This window comes from Mesorhizobium sp. B2-4-1 (assembly GCF_006442185.1).
Classification (GTDB): Bacteria; Pseudomonadota; Alphaproteobacteria; order Rhizobiales; family Rhizobiaceae; genus Mesorhizobium.
In genome coordinates this window covers 198,751-218,075 of the sequence record NZ_VFVN01000009.1, presented here as the reverse complement: position 1 = coordinate 218,075, position 19,325 = coordinate 198,751, and the positions used below count along the sequence as shown (strand labels likewise).

Genomic DNA, 19,325 nt, shown 5'->3' with positions numbered 1-19,325 from the left:
GATGCCGTCCGTCGCGCAGCATACGGTGTCGGGGCGTCGGCGACGTTCCCCGCTGCCCTACACCTGGCAGAGAGGATACCTTCTGGCCAGCCCGGCGCTCCTCGTCATGCTGGCTATCCTGCTCTATCCGCTCGGATACTCTTTCACCATGAGTTTCTTCCGCTGGGATCTGAGCGGTTCGGCGCCCTTCATCGGGATGGCAAATTACACCGACGAACTCTTCGGCCGCCAGTTCAACCAGGCACTGCGAAATCAGACCATATTCAGCATCATTTCGATCACGATTGAAGTGGTGGCTGGAATGGCGATCGCCGTGCTCGTCAATGGCAAATTGCGCGGCATGCGGCTCGCGCGCACCTTGCTCCTGGTGCCTCCGATGATCGCGCCCGCAGTGGTGGGCCTGAATTTCCGGTGGCTGTTCAACACCCAGTACGGCCTGGTCGACGCGCTGTTGCGCATGTTCAACCTGCCCGACATTCCATGGCTCAACCATCCGACCTGGGCGCTCGTCTCCGTGATCGTCGCCGATGTCTGGCAGAACACGCCGTTGATGGTGCTACTGTTCCTTGCCGGCCTGCAGTCCTTGCCGCAGGAACCGCTCGAGGCGGCCACCGTGGACGGCGCGACGCCATGGCAGCGCTTCTGGCATATCGTGCTGCCGCTGATGCGTCCGATCATCATGATCGCCCTGATGCTTCGCATCATCGACACGTTCCGGACCTTCGACGTCGTCTGGCTGATGACGCAGGGCGGGCCGGGCGGCGCCACCAACCTGCTCACCGTCTATTCCTACCTGCTGGCGTTTCAGGCGGTGGATTTCGGACATGCGGCGGCCGTCTCCTACATTGCTTTGGGGATGTCGCTGTTCGTGCTCGGGCTCCTCTACGGAATACCGTGGCTGATTGCGAAACGGAGAGCGATATGAGCGAAGCCGCAATCGTTAGCGCACGTCCCAGGCCAAAGCGCCGGCGCCGTCGATTTACGGTGGGAACCGCCGGCCAGTATATGGCGCTGGCCCTGACCGTCGCGTTCACCGTCTTTCCGCTGGTATGGCTGTTCCTAACGTCGATCCGCAGTTCGGCCGACATCTTCTCGGTGCCGGTGCACATCATTCCCGAGACCGCGACGCTAACACAATACGTCTCCGTTTTCGCGGAGTACGACACGATGGACTATGTCTGGAACACCGTCATCGTCTCGGCGGCGACGGTCATCCTCGTCCATCTGCTGGCCATTCCTTGCGCCTATGCCTTGTCGCGTTTCAGGATGCCGGGCGCCATGCTGATTTTCGGGATGCTTTTGATCATGCGCATGATCCCGGTCATAGCGCTTGCCATTCCGCTCTTTGCCGTGTTTGCCGCCATGGGCATTCTCGACACCATCTGGGCGCTGATCCTGAGCCATACGGCGGCCAAACTGCCTGTCGCCATCTGGCTGCTTCTGGGCTTCATCCAGGACGTGCCGAAAGAGATCGAGGAGGCTGCCCAGTCGGACGGCGCCGGCACGGTGCGCACGCTGGTCCAGATCGTGACGCCGCTGATTGCTCCTGGTATTGGCGCCAGCGCGGTCATCACCTTCCTCTTCACCTGGAACGACCTGCTGCTTGCCCTGACCCTGACCTCCAGCAAGGCCGCGCAGACTCTGCCGGTCGGGCTCACCAACTTCGTCTCGCAATTCGGCATCGACTGGGGCGCGATGTCGGCAGCCGGCGTCCTGATGGTCATCCCGACCCTGGTGTTTGTCTGGTTTGCCCAGGGGCTGCTGGTCAAGGGTCTCACCACCGGTGCCGTCCGCGGCTGAATGGCGGACATGCACCCAGAACGCTCGACGGCTTCGACGACGGGATACGCAACTGAGTGACGATCGGTGGGGTCAGGGACCTCGCCGCGCAATCGGAGGATACGGAATGGCAGCTGATCAGATACCGGCGATATCGGACATTTCGCGGCCGCCGAGACAATTGGTCGATGCGCTTGCGGCGATCGGCTCGGCGACGCTGGCCAGCGAACTCTACCACAAGATGGGCATTCGCGACCCGCAGATACGGGGCCCGCGTCCATTGAGGCTGGGCCGCACGGCGGCGGGGCCTGCTCTCACGCTCCAGTGCATGCCGAAGCGCGAGGATCTCTACAACGAGACCGAATATGAGGAGCCGGAGCGGCAGTTACACCGTCACGTGCTCTATCCCACGCAGCCGGGCGACATGGTGGTGGTCGATGCGCGCGGCGATCTGGGAAGCGGCATCTTCGGCGAGATGATGCTGACCTATTTCGCCGGGCGCGGCGGGGCCGGCGTGGTTGTCGACGGCTGCATCCGCGATTCCGCCCAGGCGGCGGCTTTGGACATCGGCATCTGGGTGAGGGACGTCACGCCGAATTTCCACGCCAAACCAACATCGTGCCGTTCGCCGTCAACGTTCCCATCGCCTGCTCGAACGTGCTGGTCATCCCTGGCGATATCATCGTCGCCGACGATGACGGCGTGGTCGTCGTGCCGGTCGCCCTTGCTCCAAAATTGGTCGAGCTCGCCGGCGCGCATATTGAGTGGGAAGAGTTTTCGCGCTCGCGCCTGGCGCAAGGGGGAGACCTGCGGAAATACTATCCGTTGAGCCCCGAGGGCGAGGCCGAATACCGAGCATGGCGGCATGCTCAACAAAAATGAGTGGTGCCGGACGGGAGGACAATAGGTGTCTGCAATTGAGATAGAACAGCTCGGCAAGAGCTTCGGCGCCGTGGAAGTTTTGCGCGATGTCAATATCGAGATCGCCAGCGGCGAGTTCGTGGTGCTGGTCGGTCCGTCAGGCTGCGGCAAGTCAACGCTGCTACGCATGATCGCCGGGCTGGAAGAGCAGACGACCGGCGAGATCCGCATCGGCGGGCGTGTCGTCGACGAGATGCCGGCCAAGTCGCGCGACATAGCCATGGTCTTCCAGAGCTACGCGCTCTATCCGCATATGAGCGTGGCCGACAATATGAGCTTCGCGCTTCGACTGGCGAAGGTCCCTAGGGAAGAGATTGTCTCGAGGGTCAAGGCGGCCGCCAAAATCCTTGGCCTGCAGGATCTGCTTGGCCGCATGCCGCGGCAGTTGTCCGGCGGCCAGCGCCAACGTGTCGCCATGGGCCGCGCCATCGTGCGCGATCCAGCCGCTTTCCTGTTTGATGAGCCGCTCAGCAACCTCGATGCCAAGTTGCGTGTCAAGATGCGCGCCGAAATCAAGAAGCTTCACCAACGGCTCGGCCGAACAAGCATCTATGTCACGCATGACCAGACCGAGGCGATGACGCTCGCCGACCGCATCGTGGTGTTGAACAAAGGCCGGATCGAACAGATCGGCAGCCCCTCCGAGCTCTACGAGAACCCAGCCAATCTGTTCGTCGCAAGCTTCATCGGCTCGCCGGAAATGAACCTGATCGAGGGCCGCATCGACAACGGCGCATTCGTCGCCGATGACGGCTTGCGCTTACCCTTGCCGGCGGATGCTCGGATGGGCGACAGGGATGGGGTAGTCTACGGGATTCGTCCGCAGCACATTTCGGTTGGTGGCAACCACTCTCAGGCGAGGGTGCAAGTGGTCGAGCCGACCGGTGAGGCCCAGGAGCTTACATTAAGTGCAGGTGGAGTGGACCTCGTGGCCGAGGTGCGGGATCAGCCGCCCTTCAAACTTGATCAAGAGGTTGGGTTGGAGATCATGGTATCCAAGGTGCATCTGTTCGATGCTCGTAGTGGCACCAGGATTGCTTAGCGCGCGCTGACGGGCGAAAAACAGCCCATCCCATCATGCCCTTCATCAGTTGCCACTTGCTGCGAAACACCGGTGATCGCCGTTTACCCATCGGCCGTCACGGCAATCGCCCGCGGCGCTCCGGCATGACCAGGGATCTCGGCACCACGCGTTGTTAGGCCACAGAGGAACGGACCGCGTCAGACATAGTGCGGGCGTCGTCCTCGTTGCACCCCGGGCCATTCCGTGCTCCGTTAGCGCAGCGCCGCCGTTGCGGGCACCAAGCTTGCCGGACCGGCCATATCGTCCACACCGTTCGAGGCAATCATATGACCCAGAATATGGAAACCGATCCCTTCAACGTCTCGATGCGCAAGTTCCTGAAGCAGGTCGGCGTGACTTCGCAGCAGGCAATCGAGAAAGCCGTGGCGGAGAAGGGCCTGAAAGGACAGGGCCGACTGACCGTGAGGGCCGTCATCACCTCGGAGCCGGCAGGCTTGCGCCATGTCGTCGAGGGCGAGATCGATCTTGGATGAGAGCTGCGGCTTGATCGGGGTCGGCTGCTACTTGAAGAACCGGATCTGCCCGGCGGGCGATGGATCGTATCCGCCAAGCTCGGCGGCGCTGCTGGCGAAGATTTCCTGCCTTAGCAAACGCAGGAGCGCCTGGATCGGTTGCTGGAAGTAGGTCCGCTGCCGCATCAGGAGATCGAAGCTTTCCCAGGCCAATGGAACGAAATCGAGGCCAGCGGCGCGGGCGGCCGCGCGCGTGGCAATTCCGCAATCGGCCCTACCAATGCGCACGGCAGCCGCGAGATCGGGTCCGGTCAGGCAGGGCGGCTCCAATCGGTTGACGTCGTCCTGTTTCGCGCCGGAGTCCGCCAGCAATTGCGTGAGCAGCATGTCCGCGCCTGCGCCGCGTTGACGAACCGCGATGCGTGCGCCGGTCGCAAGTACGTCGGTCAGGTTGTTGAGCGATTTTGGATTGCCTGGCGCGAGCAGCAGGCCTTGCTCGCGGCGGGCGAATCCGACCAGCACCGCATCGTAAAGCCGCGGTCTGGTCGCAATCGCGGTGACATTCGGGTCCGGGTCGGGGCTGTGGAAATGAATCGCGGCGACAGACACCTCGCCGCGCAGCAGGCGTGTCACGCCGGCTTCCGTGCCTTCCGTCAGAAAGGCCAGGCCGGAACCTGATTGGCGGAGAGCCCATTCGAGCAGGTCGTCCTGGCTGCCACCGACGATCGGCGGCGGCTCGGATTGGGTCATTCCTGCAGGCCGGACCAACCCCGACATGACCCAACGGTCGAGTTCATGCCGCGGAAACAGCCACTTGCCCGCCACCTTGCTGCACGGGATACGCTCCTCCGCGATTAGCTCATAAAGCTTGCGCTCGCCAATGCGCAGATAGTCGGCGGCTTCGGACGTCGTCAGCAAATCCATCCTGCATTGATATGCATATTCCTGTGCAGGTTCAAGAATTTGACAGTGACGGAGGAGTTGCAGGACATTGACACGGGACAGGACTGCGAGGAGCAATGTCGGAAGGGCTGGGCACATGGCAACTGATCGCGAGCGGCGACGCCACGCTGTTTGCCATCGTGCGCCTGTCGCTCGCCGTGAGCCTTTCGGCTGTCGCGATCGCCATGGTCGCAGGCCTGCCGCTGGGCGCAATTATCGCGCTGGCACGTTTTCCCGGTCGTTCGGCGATCGTCGTGCTGCTGAACGGTTTCATGGGCCTGCCGCCGGTGGTGGTCGGGCTGACGGTCTATCTGCTGCTATCGCGATCCGGGCCGCTGGGTGAATTCGGCCTCTTGTTCACACCCGCCGCGATGGTCATCGCGCAGGCGCTACTGGTGCTGCCCATCATTGCCGCGCTGACTCGCCAGACGGTCGAGGATCTGTGGCGCGAGTATCGTGAGGAACTGACTGCGATGCAGGTCGGGCCGGCGGGCCTGGTCGCCACGCTTTTGTGGGACGGCCGCTTCAGCCTCGTCACGGCTCTGCTCGCGGGCTTCGGCAGGGCGGCGGCCGAGGTCGGCACCGTGATGATCGTCGGCGGCAACATAGATGGCTTCACCCGCACCATGACGACGGCAATCGCACTTGAGACCTCGAAGGGAAACCTGCCGCTCGCCATGGGGCTCGGCCTGATGCTGATTTTCCTCATCTTGCTGATCAACGCCGCCGCCTGGGGCGTGCGAGTTTGGTCCGAGCAACGGGCTGGCTAGGGATGCGGGCTGCTCAGAGCGATCTTCCACTTGTCTTCGATGACGTGTCGCTGGTCGCCGGTGCGACGACCATCCTGGACCGGGTGAACCTGACGATCGGGCCGCGCGCCCCGACTCTGGTCGTCGGCCCGAACGGGTCGGGCAAAACCTCCCTGCTGCGGCTCTGCATGGGGCTTGTTGCACCTTCTGCTGGAACCCTGACTTGGGGGGGACGAACGCTTTCCCCGCCGACACGGCGTGCAATCCTGTTCCAGAAGCCGGTGATGCTGCGTCGCTCGGCGGCCGCGAATGTCGCCTATGCACTGGCTCAAGCGGGCTGTCCGCGCCGGCTCCGGGCCCCGCGCGTGGAGGAACTGCTCGAGCGCGTCGGTCTTCTCGATCTCGCTGCACGTCCGGCACGGCATCTCTCCGGTGGCGAGCAGCAGCGGCTGGCCCTCGCCCGCGCCCTGTCGCGCCAGCCGGAAATCCTGCTGCTCGACGAGCCGACAGCCAGCCTCGATCCGGCGGCGACGCGTTTTGTCGAGCAGATCATCATCACGGCTGCCCAATCGGGCACGAAGATCATCATGGCGTCGCACCACCTCGGCCAGGTACGCAGGATCGCGGGAGACGTCGTCTTTCTGCTCCGAGGGCGCGTTTGCGAGCATGCCGACGCCGACGACTTCCTTGACCGCCCCGCGACCCCGCAAGCCGCTGCCTTCGTGCGCGGCGAGCTCGTGCTTTGATCAACTGGACCGAGATTGAGATGCTGACCCGCCGAATATTCTCTGCGCTTGTGGTGCTTCTGATGCTAGCAGGCGGCGCGCCTGCCCAGGACCAGTCGATCGTCGTGGCGTCGACGACCTCGACCCAGGATTCCGGCCTGTTCGATCACATCCTGCCGCTGTTCGAGAAGAAAACCGGCATCGGCGTGAAGATTGTCGCTCAGGGCACCGGTCAGGCGCTCGACACCGGTCGGCGCGGCGATGCCGACGTGGTCTTCGTCCATGCCAAGGCGCAGGAGGAGAAGTTCATCGAGGAAGGCTTCGGGGTGAAGCGCTTCGACGTGATGTACAACGACTTCGTCCTCGTTGGCCCCAAGAGCGACCCGGCGGGCGTCAGCGGGACCAAGGACATCGCAGCCGCGCTGATCGCCATCAAAGCCAAGAAGGCGGCCTTCGTGTCGCGTGGTGACAGGTCCGGCACCCATTCGGCCGAATTGGGTCTGTGGAAGACGGCCGGCATCGACATCGAGGCGGCCAGGGGCCCGTGGTACAAGGAGATCGGGCAGGGCATGGGGGCGGCGCTCAACGCCGCGGCAGCCATGAACGCCTATACGCTTTCCGATCGTGGCACCTGGCTGTCGTTCAAGAATCGTGGCGAGTTGGACATCGCCGTCGAGGGTGACAAGCGGCTGTTCAATCAGTATGGCGTGATGCTGGTGAATCCTCACAAGCATCCAAGCGTCAAAGTGGAGGCCGGCCAGCGCTTCATCGATTGGCTGATTTCTCCGGAAGGCCAGAAGGCGATCGGAGAGTACAAGATCGACGGCCAGCAGCTCTTCTTCCCGAATGCGCAGCGCGGGCGTTCCTGAAGCTGGTTGCAAACAGGCTCGCGTCTGCTTCAATATCGCGCCATGACGAGAACGTTTTCTTCGACGGGCCCGCTGACTCCCCTGGAAGCGGCGCTCGACGCGCTGCTCGATGGTGTAATGCCCGTCACCCCCCGCTGGGTGCCGCTTGAACAAGCCTTGCGCTATGTCGCTGCCGGGATGCCGCCTGTCGTGCCGGCTCAGCCTGCGCGAGATATCGCTGCCATTGACGGCTGGGCGTGTCGCGCCCTCGACCTCGTGGGGGCATCAGCCTATTCGCCCTTAGTTTTGCCGGTCGCGCCGATCTGGGTCGAGACGGGTGAGGCCATGCCTGAAGATCGCGACTGTGTGCTGCAGGCCGGCCTCGTCGATTGCAGTGGACCGATGATCCAAGCAGCAGCTGAAGCCGTGCCCGGTCAGGGTGTGCGCCGGGCGGGCGAGGATATGGCGGCGGCCCGCCCGCCAATGCTTGAGGGAAAGGCGATCGGCGTCGCCGACCTGCTGGTTGCCCGCAAAGTGGGACTGAGCCAGCTTGCCATACGGAGCCCGCGCGTGCGCGTGATCGATGTCGCTGCCGACAGCCACGAGACATTCTCCATGCGGCTCGTGGTCGAGAGCCTGAGTGCCTCGGGCGTTTCGATCGTCGGTATAGAGACCGTAGAGCGCGACGCGGCATCGATCATTGCCGCTCTTGATGGCGAGGCCTGCGATTTTCTGCTCCTGATCGGCGGTACTGGTGACGGCCACGCCGACGTGACCGCCGAGGCTCTTGTGCGGCGCGGGGTGTTGATTGGGCACGGCATTGCCTTACGGCCCGGAGGGACAACGGCAATAGGCCGGCTCGGCAAGACACCGGTGGTCGCATTGGCCGGATCGCCGCACCAAGCCTTCGCTGGGTTCCTTGCGCTTGTCCAGCCAGTCCTGGACCGCCTGTCGGGCAGATCTGAACGGTCAGGCATCATCTTGCCGCTCTCGCGGAAAATCTCATCCGCGGTCGGACTTTACGAGCTCGTTCTGCTCGGGAAGGAACGGGATATGTGGACGCCGCTCGCCGTCGGCGACTTTTCGCTGGACGCCATGCGGCTTGCCGACGCCTGGCTTGCGGTCCCGGGCGATAGCGAAGGGTATGCCGCCGGTACGCCCGTCTCCGCCTTTCCGCTCCGCAACTTTTGATCGAGTGAGCCGCTATGACGAATTCTCCATCATCGGCCCGGCAGAACAGCGGGCAGGAGCAGTTCCTGACGATATTGTCGCGCGAAGCTGCGCTGGCTCGCTTCGAGGCAGCGCTGTTTCCCCGCCCGTTGCCGACCGAGACGCGGACGCTGGCCGACGCGCTCGGGCTGGTTCTTGCCGAGGACGTGGCGGCGCCGGTCGACGTGCCGCCCTTCGACCGCTCCAATGTCGATGGCTTCGCGGTACGTGCGGCCGATCTGGCTGCCGCCTCTGAAACCCGTCCCGTTCGGCTTGAGCTGAATGCGGAAGCGATTGCCTGCGGCACGGTTCCGCAACTCCCCGTTCTGACCGGAACCGCCACGCCCATCGCAACCGGCGGGCCGCTGCCGCGTGGCGCGGACGCCATCATCATGGTGGAGCATACGCATCCGGTGGGATTGAGTGCCATCGAGGTGGGGCGCGGCATCTCGCCCGGCCAGTTTGTCTCCAATGCAGGATCCGACATGGCGCGAGGAGAGGTCGTGCTGCGCACCGGAACGCAAATCGGCTCGCGCGAAATCGGCATGCTCGCCGCGTGCGGAATCGCACAAGTGGCCGTGGCGCGCAGGCCAAGCGTGGCTGTGCTCTCCACTGGCGATGAACTCGTTCAGCCAGGCGAGCCGCTGCGGGCGGCCGGCATCTATGACGCCAACGGGCCGATCATCGCTGCGGCTGTCACTGAAAATGGCGGCGAAGCGCATTTTATCGGCGCCTTCCCGGACGACGAGGCAACACTTGAGACGGCTATGCGCGAGGCGCTCGCCGCCCACGACGTAATGATCCTGTCGGGCGGCACGTCCAAAGGAGCAGGGGATATCACGCATCGCATTATCGGCCGACTGGGCAAACCCGGCATCATCGCCCACGGCGTGGCGCTGAAGCCCGGAAAGCCGCTTTGCCTGGCGGTGTGCGGGGGCAAGCCGGTCATCGTCCTGCCGGGATTTCCGACCTCGGCCATGTTCACCTTCCATGACATGGTGGTACCCGCCCTGCGGCGCATGGCGGGGCTGCCGCCGCGCGTCGATGCTCAGGTCACCGCAAGCCTTCCGTTGCGGGTTCCTTCAGAACTCGGACGGACCGAATTCGCGATGGTCTCCCTTGTGCAAGGGCAGGGAGGATTGACGGCCTATCCGACTGGTAAGGGCTCGGGAGCGATAACATCCTTTACGCAGGCGGATGGCTTCATGCGCATCGAGGCCCTGGCCGATCACGTGCCTGCCGGTGCCGACGTAGCGGTGACGCTGTTCACGCCGCGGGTCCGCGTTCCTGACCTCGTCGTCATCGGCAGTCATTGCGTCGGCCTCGATCTGGTCGTTGACGAACTTTCGCGTCGCGGGATTTCGGTGCGCTCGCTTTCTGTGGGAAGCCTGGGCGGTCTTGCGGCGGCCAAGCGCGGCGAGTGCGATCTCGCTCCCATCCATCTCTTCGACCCGAAGACGCGGAACTACAACGCGCCCTTCCTCGGTGACGGTCTCGAACTCGTGCCAGGCTGGCGCCGCATGCAAGGTTTGGTGTTCCGCCGAGGGGACGAGCGCTTCGAGGGCCTTGGCGCGGAGGACGCGGTCCGTGCCGCGCTCGCCGATCCCGATTGCATGATGGTCAACCGCAACCAAGGCTCGGGAACGCGTATCCTGATCGACCAACTCCTCGGCGCGGAACGCCCGGACGGCTACTGGAACCAGCCGCGCACACACAATGCCGTGGCCGCGGCGGTGGCGCAGAAGCGCGCCGACTGGGGCGTCACCATCGCGCCGGTCGCGCGTGCGGCCGGGCTCGGTCTTATCCCGTTGACCGAAGAGCACTACGACTTCGCGCTGGTTTGCGCGCGAAAGGATCGGCCCGCGGTGCACGCGTTCCTCGAAGTCCTCCAGGCCGACGAGGTGCATTCGGCGCTGGAGCGCGCGGGGTTCAGCCGGCCGGGTTAGCGGCAAGCAACGCGGCCAGCCGCTCGGCTTCGGCGAGGTCATCGACTGTGTTGGCGTTGAAGAACGGGTCCACCGGCTCTACCGGCCAGGATACGGTGGCAAGGCCGTAGCGACTGGTCCACCGGTCGATCTTGCGCAGGCCCTCGTTGGTCAACGCATGCCGCAATTCGTCCCGCAGGGCGACTTTCCAGAGCCCGATGACCGGATGCGCCTGACCGCCGGACGCCGCCACCGCCAAATCCGCCCCCTCGGTCATGCGCGCCCGCTGGAGGCGTGCAACGAGGTCGCGCGGCAGGAAAGGACAATCACCGGCGGCGCTGACCACCCACTCGACGTCGGGCCTGTTGTCCGCCGTCCAATCGAGCGCGGCGAGCATGCCGGCGAGCGGCCCAGGATAATCCTCGATCGTGTCGGCAACGACTGGCAGGCCAAAACGGGCAAAGCGAACGGGGTCGCCATTGGCATTAAGCACGAGCCCGTCGCATTGAGGTCCCAGCCGTTCGATGACATGCTCGAGCATCGTGCGTCCGCCGATCACGCGCGTCGGCTTGTCCCCGCCGCCCATGCGCCGACCCAGACCGCCGGCGAGCACGACGCCCAGCGTCATGGGCCGCTCAGTCGTCATGCTCGGCACCCTTGCGGCGGTGGCGCGGCGCTTCCTCATCGACCGAAGCGATATCCTGGTCGAAGACGATCCGCTCCTGGCCCGAAAGTGCGGTGAAGCGCTTGCCGCGCGCCCGGCCGACCAGCGTCAGCCCCACTTGGCGGGCCAGCGCCACACCCCAGGCGGTGAAGCCGGAACGCGAAACCAGGATGGGAATGCCCATCCGAACCGTCTTGATCGTCATCTCGGAGGTCAGCCGCCCGGTCGTGTACATGATCTTGTCCCCCGGATCGATGGCGTGGCGGTACATCCAGCCGGCGATCTTGTCGACAGCGTTATGGCGGCCGACGTCTTCCATATAGCAGATTGGCGTGCCCTTCCTGCAAAGGACGCAGCCATGGATCGCGCCTGCCTCCAGATAGAGCGACGGCGTGGTGTTGATTTTGTGCGTCAGCTCGTAGAGCCAGGAGGTGCGAAGCTCAGCGGGCGGGAGCGTGATGTCCTCGATCGCCTCCAGCACGTCGCCGAAGGCAGTGCCTTGGGCGCAACCCGAAGTCTGCGTTCGCTTTCTGAGCTTCTGCTCGTAGTCGGTGTTGCGCTCGGTGCGAACGACCACGACCTGGAGGTCCTCGTCATACTCGACGTCCGTCACCACATCGGTGGGCAGAAGCATGTTCTGGTTCAGCAGATAGCCGAGCGCAAGATATTCCGGATAGTCGTTGACCGTCATCATCGTGACGATCTCCTGAGCGTTGAGATAGAGCGTCAGGGCACGTTCGATCGGTACGCGGACCTCTACCGCCGCGCCTGTATGGTCGACGCCCGCAACCAGCTCCGTCAGCCGTTGGTCTTGCGGATCGGGTGTGATGATAGCGTGTTCCGGTTGGCGTAGCATCAAAGGCATGGCAGTCTCCTGACGTCGTATTCTGGCTCGCGCCTGCGCTAGCTTGCCGTATCTTACAGGCTGTTCAACCGAAGCTGATTAAAAAAAGCCGGATTGATGCGATTACGAAGAAGCCGACACGCTCGTAGAGTGGGAATATAAATGGCGCAAATCTCGGATGACTGCTTCGCTTTCGGCGGACAGATGCGGCCCATCGACGAGACTGCCGCGCTGATCGCCTCGAAACTCAGCGCCGTACAGGAGGTCGAGACGGTCCCGCTCTTGCTGGCGGATGGGCGCGTCCTGGCAAAAAAGATGGTGGCATCGCTGCCGCTGCCGCCCTTCACGAATTCCGCGGTCGACGGCTACGCCGTGCGAGGGGCAGATCTGCCGCAGACCGTCGAGACGGCATTCGCCGTTGCCGGGAGGGTTCAGGCCGGCATGGCGGCGAATGAACCTGTGCGGCCGGGCCAGACGGTACGCATCTTCACTGGCGCTCCAATGCCCGACGGGGTCGACACGGTGTTCATGCAGGAAGACGTGAGCATCGACGGCTCCGGCAGGATCCTTCTCCCGCCCGGCCTGAAAAAGGGTGCCAATGTGCGCCCTGCGGGTGAAGATGTCGCATTGGGCGAGGCCGTCCTCCCGGCGGGCCATCGGATGCGGCCGCAAGATATCGCGCTCGCCGCCGCATTGGGGTTCACGGAACTCCAGGTTAGGCGCAGGATACGCGTCGCAGTGTTCTCGACCGGGGACGAAATCGTCGCGCCGGGAGACATGCGCGGACCGGCGCAGCTTTTCGACTCCAACCGTTTCATGCTGACGGCGATGCTCGCTCGACTCTGCTGCGACATCACCGATCTCGGTATCCTCGTGGACGATAGTAGTCTGATCGCTGAAAAGCTGAGCGAAGCGGCATTGAGCCATGACCTGATCCTGACTTCGGGCGGTGTGTCGACGGGCGAGGCAGATTGCGTGAAGGCCGCCGTCGAGAGTGCCGGAACCCTGGTGTTCTGGCGCGTCGCGATCAAGCCGGGCCGGCCGGTCGCCATGGGGGTGATCGATGGAACCCCGCTGATCGGACTTCCTGGCAATCCGGTGGCGAGCTTCGTCACCTTCGCGCATATTGCCCGCCCGGCAATCCTCGCCCTTGCGGGAGCCCTCCAGCAACCGCCGACCCCGATCGCTATGCGGGCCGCCTTTTCCTATAGCAAAAAGCAGGGACGGCGCGAGTATGTGCGAGCAAGCGTACGCGCGGCCGCGGATGGATGCTACGAAGCGACGAAGTTTCCCAGGGAAGGCGCAGGACTGTTATCATCCCTGGTCGCGACCGACGGTCTCGTCGAGTTGGGAGAGGAGATAGTCCGTGTCGAGCCAGGTCACACGGTCCAGTTCCTCCCCTATTCCAGTCTTATGTGAGCGCCGTCGGATCGCGTCCTCGAAACGAGAGCCGCAACCCAGGCTCGATTGACGCGGCCAGGTCCCGTCGGGCATCATGCCGACCATGATAACCACGACGAAGCTGGATCTGACCGGGCTTAAGTGCCCTTTGCCCGCGCTCAAGACCCGCAAGGCGTTGAAAGCCTTGAGGCCAGGCGAGCGGCTCGAGGTTCACTGCACGGACCCGCTGGCGGTCATCGATATCCCCAATCTGCTCAACGAGATGGGCGAGCGACTTGAAGCGACGGAGCGCGACGGCGATCGCGTCGTGTTCATGATCGAAAAGACGCAGCCCGCGACGATGTGACGAGTTGCACCCCGTCGGCGGCGGCCCCAAGATTTGCGACGCAATGCTTGCGCTAGTCGTGCAGGGGACATGTCGTGCCTCATAGTCGACATCCTGGTCCGCGGGGTATCGTTAAGAGGTAAGGGCGTTTCACTCGGGGAGGTGAGCACATGACGATCCAGGAACGACGGCCGCGTGATCGCGGACCAAAGGGCAGGCCGCTGGATGACGCTGCGCTCGCCGAGGTTCAGGCGCTCCTGGGCGCGCGCCAGCGACGGCGCGACTTGCTGATCGAATTCCTTCATCTGATCCAGGACCGATATGGCTGCCTGTCGGCGCGGCATTTGCGGGCGCTGGCGCAAGATATGCGCTTGTCGCAGGCCGAGGTCTACGAGGTGGCGACCTTCTACGACCATTTCGACGTTGTGAAGGAAGGCGAGATGCCGCCTGCGCCGTTGACAATCCGCGTGTGCGATTCAGTGAGTTGCATGCTGGCGGGCGCCGACACGCTCCTGGCTGAATTGCAAGCGGGCGCCGATCCAGCGGCGATCAGGGTCATGCGCGCGCCCTGCATGGGCCGTTGCGCTGGCGCGCCTGCCGCGCGTATCGGTGATCGCGAGGTCGACCAGGCAACCGCCGAGGGCCTGAGGCGCATGGCCGCGGCAGCGGAGACCGGTGTGAACGTGCCCGATTATGTCGGGCTGGAGGCGTATCGGCAGGCGGGCGGCTACCAGCTTTTGCAGCGGGTACGGATTGGGGCGCTGACCACGGACGAGCTCATCGCCACCGTGGGCGATGCGGGCTTGAGGGGTCTGGGCGGTGCGGGTTTTCCCGCTGGCAAGAAGTGGCAGTTCGTGCGTTCCTATCCGGGCCCGCGTCTGATGTCGATCAATGGCGACGAGGGGGAGCCCGGCACCTTCAAGGACCGCATCTATCTCGAGCGAGATCCGCACCGTGCCTTTGAGGGTGCATTGATCGCGGCGCACGCCGTCGAGGCGGAACGGATCTATCTTTACATGCGTGACGAATACCCTGCGGTGCTCGCCATTCTTCGTCAGGAGATCGCCGCGCTCGAGGCCGCCGGCATCGTCAAGCCGGGCTTCATCGAGCTCCGCCGCGGCGCTGGTGCGTATATCTGCGGCGAGGAGAGTGCGATGCTGGAAAGCATCGAGGGCAAGCGCGGCATGCCGCGCCACCGCCCCCCCTACATCGCCGAGGTCGGCCTGTTCGGACGACCGACGCTCAACCATAATGTCGAGACGCTCTGGTGGATCCGCGACATCGTCGAAAAGGGCGCGCAATGGTTCGCTGCGCAGGGCAGGCCCGGCCACCCTGGCATCCGCTCATGGTCCGTATCCGGCCGGGTGAAAAATCCCGGCGTCAAGCTGGCGCCGGCCGGCGTCACGGTACGCGAATTGATCGACGACTATTGCGGCGGTATGGCGGACGGTCATGAGTTCAAGGCCTATTTGCCGGGTGGCGCCTCAGGCGGCATCCTGCCAGCAGCACTGGGAGACATTCCGCTCGATTTCGGCGGCGATCTGGCCAAGCAGGGCGCCTTCGTCGGCTCCCATGCTATAGTCGTGTTCTCGCGGGCCGACAATATAAAGCAGGTCACGCTCAACCTCATGAAATTCTTCAAACATGAGAGCTGCGGGAAGTGCACGCCTTGTCGCGAGGGAACCGAAAAGTTGGTGGCTATCTTGCAGGAGCAGGGCCCGATGCCGGAAGATAAGATTCGCGACCTCGAAGCCGTGATGCGCGATTCGTCGATCTGCGGCCTGGGCCAGGCGGCGCCCAATCCGATCAACCATCTGCTGACGCATTTCCGGAGTGACCTCTGATGGCCGAGAGCGTGGTATTCACCCTCAATGGGCAAACCGTGAGCGCCGCCCCTGGCGAGACTATCTGGGATGTCGCCAAGCGCCAGGGAACAAAGATTCCGCATCTGTGCCATGTCGACATGCCGGGCTATCGTCCCGACGGCAATTGCCGCGCCTGCATGGTCGACATCGAAGGCGAGCGCGTGCTGGCTGCCTCCTGCGTTCGCCAGCCTTCCGCCGGCATGGTCGTGAAAACCGATACCGAACGCGCCCGCAAATCGCGCGAGATGGTATTCGAGCTCCTCGCAAGCAACATGCGACCGGCGAGCGACGGTCCAGACAACCAGTCGGCATTCTGGCAATGGGCCGGTTCGATGGGGATTTCGGGCAGCCGATACCGTTCCAAGTTCACCGAGGAGGGGCTAGCGCCAGAATTCGACATCACCAATCCGGCCATTGCCGTCAATCTCGACGCGTGCATCACCTGCGGCGCTTGCGTGCGCGCCTGCCGCGAGGTGCAGGTCAACGACGTGATCGGCATGGCCGAGCGCGGCAATCACTCGATTCCTGTCTTCGATATGCACGATCCGATGGGCCTGTCGACCTGCGTCACCTGTGGCGAATGCGTCCAGGCTTGCCCGACTGGTGCGCTCTACGAGAAATCGCTGATGGACGAGACCGGCAAGACGCGTGTCGTCCAGGCGTTCGACAAGGCCGTCGATACGGTTTGCCCGTTTTGCGGCGTTGGCTGCCAGACGCAGGTCGCTGTCAAGGACAATAAAATCGTCCAGGTTGACGGCCGTAACGGTCCGGCGAACGAGAACCGGCTCTGCGTCAAGGGGCGCTTTGGCTTCGACTATGTGATGTCGCCCGAACGGCTGACGAAGCCGCTGATCCGTCGCGACGACGCGCCGAAGGCCGGCGACATTGATCTGCGCAGTGTCGACCCGCTGACAGTGTTCCGCGAGGCCAGCTGGGAAGAGGCGCTGGAGCGCGCTGCCAGCGGGCTGAAACGCATCCGCGACCAGCATGGTGGCAAGGCGCTGGCTGGCTTCGGCTCGGCAAAGGGGTCGAATGAGGAGGCCTATCTCTTCCAGAAATTCGTCCGGCAGGGTTTCGGCACCAACAATATCGACCACTGCACCCGGCTCTGCCACGCCTCTTCCGTGGCCGCTCTGATGGAGGGCGTCGGCTCTGGCGCGGTCTCGGCGCCTTTCATGGACGCCATGAAGGCCGAATGCGTGATCATCATCGGGGCGCGGCCGGCGACAAACCATCCAGTGGCCGCCACCTATTTCAAGCAAGCGGCAAAGCGCGGCACCAAGCTGATCGTGATGGATCCGCGCGGCCAGGAACTGATGCGCCACGCCAGCTATGCGCTGCGCTTCAAGCCGGGCAGCGACGTGGCGATGCTCAACGCGCTGCTGCACGTCATCATAGAAGAGAGGCTCTACGACGAGCAGTACATCCAGGCCAATGTCTCCGGCTTCGAGGCATTGAAGGCCAAGGTGAAGGATTTTTCGCCCGAGGCGATGGCTCCCGTCTGCGGCATCGAGGCCGGTGTACTGCGCGAGGTGGCGCGCACCTATGCCAAGGCGGAGCGCTCGATGATTTTTTGGGGCATGGGCATTTCGCAGCACACCCACGGCACGGACAATTCGCGCTGCCTGATCGCGCTGGCGCTGATCACGGGGCATGTCGGGCGCGCCGGCACAGGCCTGCATCCGCTGCGCGGCCAGAACAATGTCCAGGGCGCCTCGGACGCGGGCCTCATCCCGATGTATTTCCCCGACTACAAATCGGTGGAGAATGCCGATATCCGCGGCCAGTACGAGAATTTCTGGGGCCAGACGCTCGACCCCAAACGCGGCTTGACCGTCGTCGAGATCGTCGACGCGATCCATGACGGCGAGATCCGGGGCATGTACATCATGGGCGAGAACCCGGCCATGTCCGATCCGGACCAGAGCCATGCGCGCGCCGCACTCGCCAAGCTAGAGCATCTGGTTGTTCAGGACATCTTCCTGACCGAAACAGCGTGGCATGCCGACGTGGTGCTCCCTGCCTCCGCGCATGCTGAGAAGCTCGGCACTTACACCAATACCAATCGGCAGGTGCAGATCGGCCGGCCGGCCGTCAACCTGCCGGGCGAGGCGCGGCAGGATCTCGATCTCATCATCGAGCTTGCCAGACGCATGGGGCTGGACTGGAACTACGGGCACGTTTCGGACGTCTTCGGCGAAATGGCGCAAGTAATGCCGTCGCTGAAGCACATTTCCTGGGAGCGCATCGAACGCGAGGAGTCCGTCGTCTATCCTGCCGATGGTCCTGATGTTCCTGGCAACGAGATCGTCTTCACCACCGGGTTTCCGACCGCGGATGGCCGCGGGCGCATCGTGCCCGCCGACCTCCTGCCTCCCGACGAGGTGCCCGACGACGAATATCCTCTGGTGCTAACCACCGGGCGCCTGCTGGAGCACTGGCACACGGGCGCCATGACACGCCGCGCCGGGGTGCTCAACGCGATCGAGCCCTACGGCATTGCTGCAATGAATCCCTACGAGATCAAGCGCCGCGGGCTGGCGCAGGGAGACGTGATCAACGTGGAGACGCGGCGCGGCATTGTCGAAGCCATTCTGCGGGCCGATCGAGAGGTCGCCGATGGCATGGTGTTCATGCCGTTCTGCTTTAACGAGAGCCCGGCCAACATGCTTACCAATCCTATGCTCGATCCTTACGGCAAGATCCCCGAGTTCAAATATTGTGCCGCGCGGATCGTGCCGGCATCGAGATCGGTCGAAGCTGCCGAATGACGTTTGGAAACTGCCCGCGGAGGTGGTGTTGGGCGATGGCTGACTTGAGGAAGTCCATTGTCCGACGGCCGCCGGAATAGTCGGGCAGGCCGTCGCGAAGGCTCGCGACAGGTGGGAGGGGCTCTGTCGGCGGCCAGATGTCAGCCATAGTTGTGCGGAACGCCTTCAACTCGGCGTTTTTCTCGCGAGGTTTGATTTGGCTGAAGGCGACGCGAGATGCGATCACCGGCCGACCAGCAGCAGCCTTCCGACGAGTGCTGCTGTTAGAGTATATCGTTAGGATAGATGCCCCAAAGGCGGGTTTGCCTGACGAAGCCTGCCAGCGAATTGACCGCGACCCTGCACCATTGGCCGTCGCAGCGCACCAGTTCGACAATTACTTCCGGCGCCAGCCATGCGGTGACGAGGCTGGAAACCGAAGGCTTCCCGCGCAGCGCGATCTTGTCCTTGCTCCATGGGGCGGTTACAGCGGTCCTTCGCCCCGAAAGAAGCGGACCGAAGACCCAGCCGGATGTTCCCTGCCAGTCTCGCACGCGCCGCCAGTTTCCATATTCCTGGTAGATTTCAAGCGGAATCCTGGGCCGGACATAAACCCATTCGACGTCATATTGGGTGCCCGGTCCGACCCGCATATTCACAGGAGAACTCTTCAACGACGCGAAGCGGGGCAAGGCAATCCCATTGGCGGCAGCTTGAGGGCCAGCCTTTGTGACAGTTGCAACACATAATGCAACGATGAGGCAACAACGAAGGACGCTACCCGTGACGAAAAAGCCGCAACCGGTGTCTTGATAAGTTGGCGAGACGACGTTGCTCCGAGG

General features: G+C 63.7%; 17 protein-coding genes and 1 pseudogene. 14 read left to right on the top strand and 4 right to left on the bottom strand.

Features of this window, described 5'->3' with window-relative positions:
- Position 1: 1 nt before the first annotated feature.
- From FJ949_RS22815 to FJ949_RS22795, 5 genes and pseudogenes are all read left to right on the top strand, one after another.
- The gene (locus tag FJ949_RS22815) at positions 2–925 is read left to right on the top strand and encodes a sugar ABC transporter permease (protein ID WP_224646876.1); all 924 of its coding nucleotides are present in this window, start codon (positions 2–4) and stop codon (positions 923–925) included.
- Positions 922–1,800 carry a carbohydrate ABC transporter permease gene (locus tag FJ949_RS22810; RefSeq protein ID WP_140499370.1) on the top strand — a complete coding sequence of 293 codons (879 nt, stop codon included), beginning with the start codon at positions 922–924 and terminating at the stop codon, positions 1,798–1,800. Before FJ949_RS22815 ends, FJ949_RS22810 begins: the two co-directional genes overlap by 4 nt.
- Before the next feature lie 106 nt (positions 1,801–1,906).
- Positions 1,907–2,661: pseudogene (locus tag FJ949_RS22805) on the top strand (ribonuclease activity regulator RraA).
- A 25-nt stretch (positions 2,662–2,686) separates the two neighbouring features.
- Entirely contained in the window at positions 2,687–3,742 is a 1,056-nt protein-coding gene (ugpC, locus tag FJ949_RS22800; protein ID WP_140499368.1) for a sn-glycerol-3-phosphate ABC transporter ATP-binding protein UgpC, read from the top strand.
- Positions 3,743–4,050: 308 nt separating this feature from the next.
- The gene (locus FJ949_RS22795; RefSeq protein ID WP_140499366.1) at positions 4,051–4,257 is read left to right on the top strand and encodes a DUF6494 family protein; all 207 of its coding nucleotides are present in this window, start codon (positions 4,051–4,053) and stop codon (positions 4,255–4,257) included.
- 27 nt (positions 4,258–4,284) lie between these two features.
- On the opposite strand, the gene FJ949_RS22790 is transcribed toward FJ949_RS22795, so the two are convergent.
- Complete coding sequence (locus FJ949_RS22790; RefSeq protein WP_140499364.1) at positions 4,285–5,160, bottom strand: helix-turn-helix transcriptional regulator; 876 nt, start codon at positions 5,158–5,160, stop codon at positions 4,285–4,287.
- 95 nt (positions 5,161–5,255) lie between these two features.
- On the opposite strand from FJ949_RS22790, the gene FJ949_RS22785 reads away from it, so the two are divergent.
- From FJ949_RS22785 to FJ949_RS22765, 5 genes are all read left to right on the top strand, one after another.
- Positions 5,256–5,948: an ABC transporter permease gene (locus FJ949_RS22785; RefSeq protein ID WP_140499362.1), complete on the top strand. Its 693-nt coding sequence runs from the start codon at positions 5,256–5,258 to the stop codon at positions 5,946–5,948.
- A gap of 2 nt (positions 5,949–5,950) precedes the next feature.
- Positions 5,951–6,673 carry an ATP-binding cassette domain-containing protein gene (locus FJ949_RS22780; RefSeq protein WP_140499360.1) on the top strand — a complete coding sequence of 241 codons (723 nt, stop codon included), beginning with the start codon at positions 5,951–5,953 and terminating at the stop codon, positions 6,671–6,673.
- Between the two features lie 62 nt (positions 6,674–6,735).
- Positions 6,736–7,521, top strand: coding sequence for an extracellular solute-binding protein (locus FJ949_RS22775; protein ID WP_224519050.1), 786 nt, complete (start codon positions 6,736–6,738; stop codon positions 7,519–7,521).
- Between the two features lie 42 nt (positions 7,522–7,563).
- Positions 7,564–8,691 (top strand): molybdopterin-binding protein, encoded by a 1,128-nt coding sequence (locus FJ949_RS22770; protein WP_140499356.1) that lies wholly within the window; start codon positions 7,564–7,566, stop codon positions 8,689–8,691.
- Positions 8,692–8,705: 14 nt separating this feature from the next.
- On the top strand, positions 8,706–10,655 hold the full coding sequence (locus tag FJ949_RS22765) for a molybdopterin biosynthesis protein (protein ID WP_140499354.1): 1,950 nt from the start codon (positions 8,706–8,708) through the stop codon (positions 10,653–10,655).
- Here the strand turns inward: FJ949_RS22765 and mobA are convergent.
- Positions 10,639–11,280, bottom strand: coding sequence for a molybdenum cofactor guanylyltransferase MobA (mobA, locus tag FJ949_RS22760; RefSeq protein ID WP_181168609.1), 642 nt, complete (start codon positions 11,278–11,280; stop codon positions 10,639–10,641). The two genes, FJ949_RS22765 and mobA, sit on opposite strands and share 17 nt — an antisense overlap.
- Positions 11,270–12,154, bottom strand: coding sequence for a formate dehydrogenase accessory sulfurtransferase FdhD (locus tag FJ949_RS22755; protein ID WP_140499459.1), 885 nt, complete (start codon positions 12,152–12,154; stop codon positions 11,270–11,272). Before FJ949_RS22755 ends, mobA begins: the two co-directional genes overlap by 11 nt.
- 150 nt (positions 12,155–12,304) lie before the next feature.
- Between FJ949_RS22755 and glp the strand changes: the two genes are divergently transcribed.
- The 4 genes from glp to fdhF all read left to right on the top strand — a co-directional run bounded on the left by glp (position 12,305) and on the right by fdhF (position 18,504).
- Entirely contained in the window at positions 12,305–13,561 is a 1,257-nt protein-coding gene (gene glp / locus FJ949_RS22750) for a gephyrin-like molybdotransferase Glp (protein WP_140499352.1), read from the top strand.
- A 76-nt stretch (positions 13,562–13,637) separates the two neighbouring features.
- Positions 13,638–13,889, top strand: a complete 252-nt coding sequence (locus FJ949_RS22745; protein ID WP_224618804.1) for a sulfurtransferase TusA family protein — start codon at positions 13,638–13,640, stop codon at positions 13,887–13,889.
- Positions 13,890–14,038: 149 nt separating this feature from the next.
- Positions 14,039–15,712 carry an NAD(P)H-dependent oxidoreductase subunit E gene (locus FJ949_RS22740; RefSeq protein ID WP_140499350.1) on the top strand — a complete coding sequence of 558 codons (1,674 nt, stop codon included), beginning with the start codon at positions 14,039–14,041 and terminating at the stop codon, positions 15,710–15,712.
- Entirely contained in the window at positions 15,712–18,504 is a 2,793-nt protein-coding gene (fdhF, locus tag FJ949_RS22735; protein ID WP_140499348.1) for a formate dehydrogenase subunit alpha, read from the top strand. Before FJ949_RS22740 ends, fdhF begins: the two co-directional genes overlap by 1 nt.
- Before the next feature lie 263 nt (positions 18,505–18,767).
- Here the strand turns inward: fdhF and FJ949_RS30790 are convergent, their stop codons facing one another.
- Positions 18,768–19,142 carry an SH3 domain-containing protein gene (locus FJ949_RS30790; RefSeq protein WP_281405101.1) on the bottom strand — a complete coding sequence of 125 codons (375 nt, stop codon included), beginning with the start codon at positions 19,140–19,142 and terminating at the stop codon, positions 18,768–18,770.
- Positions 19,143–19,325: the final 183 nt, after the last annotated feature.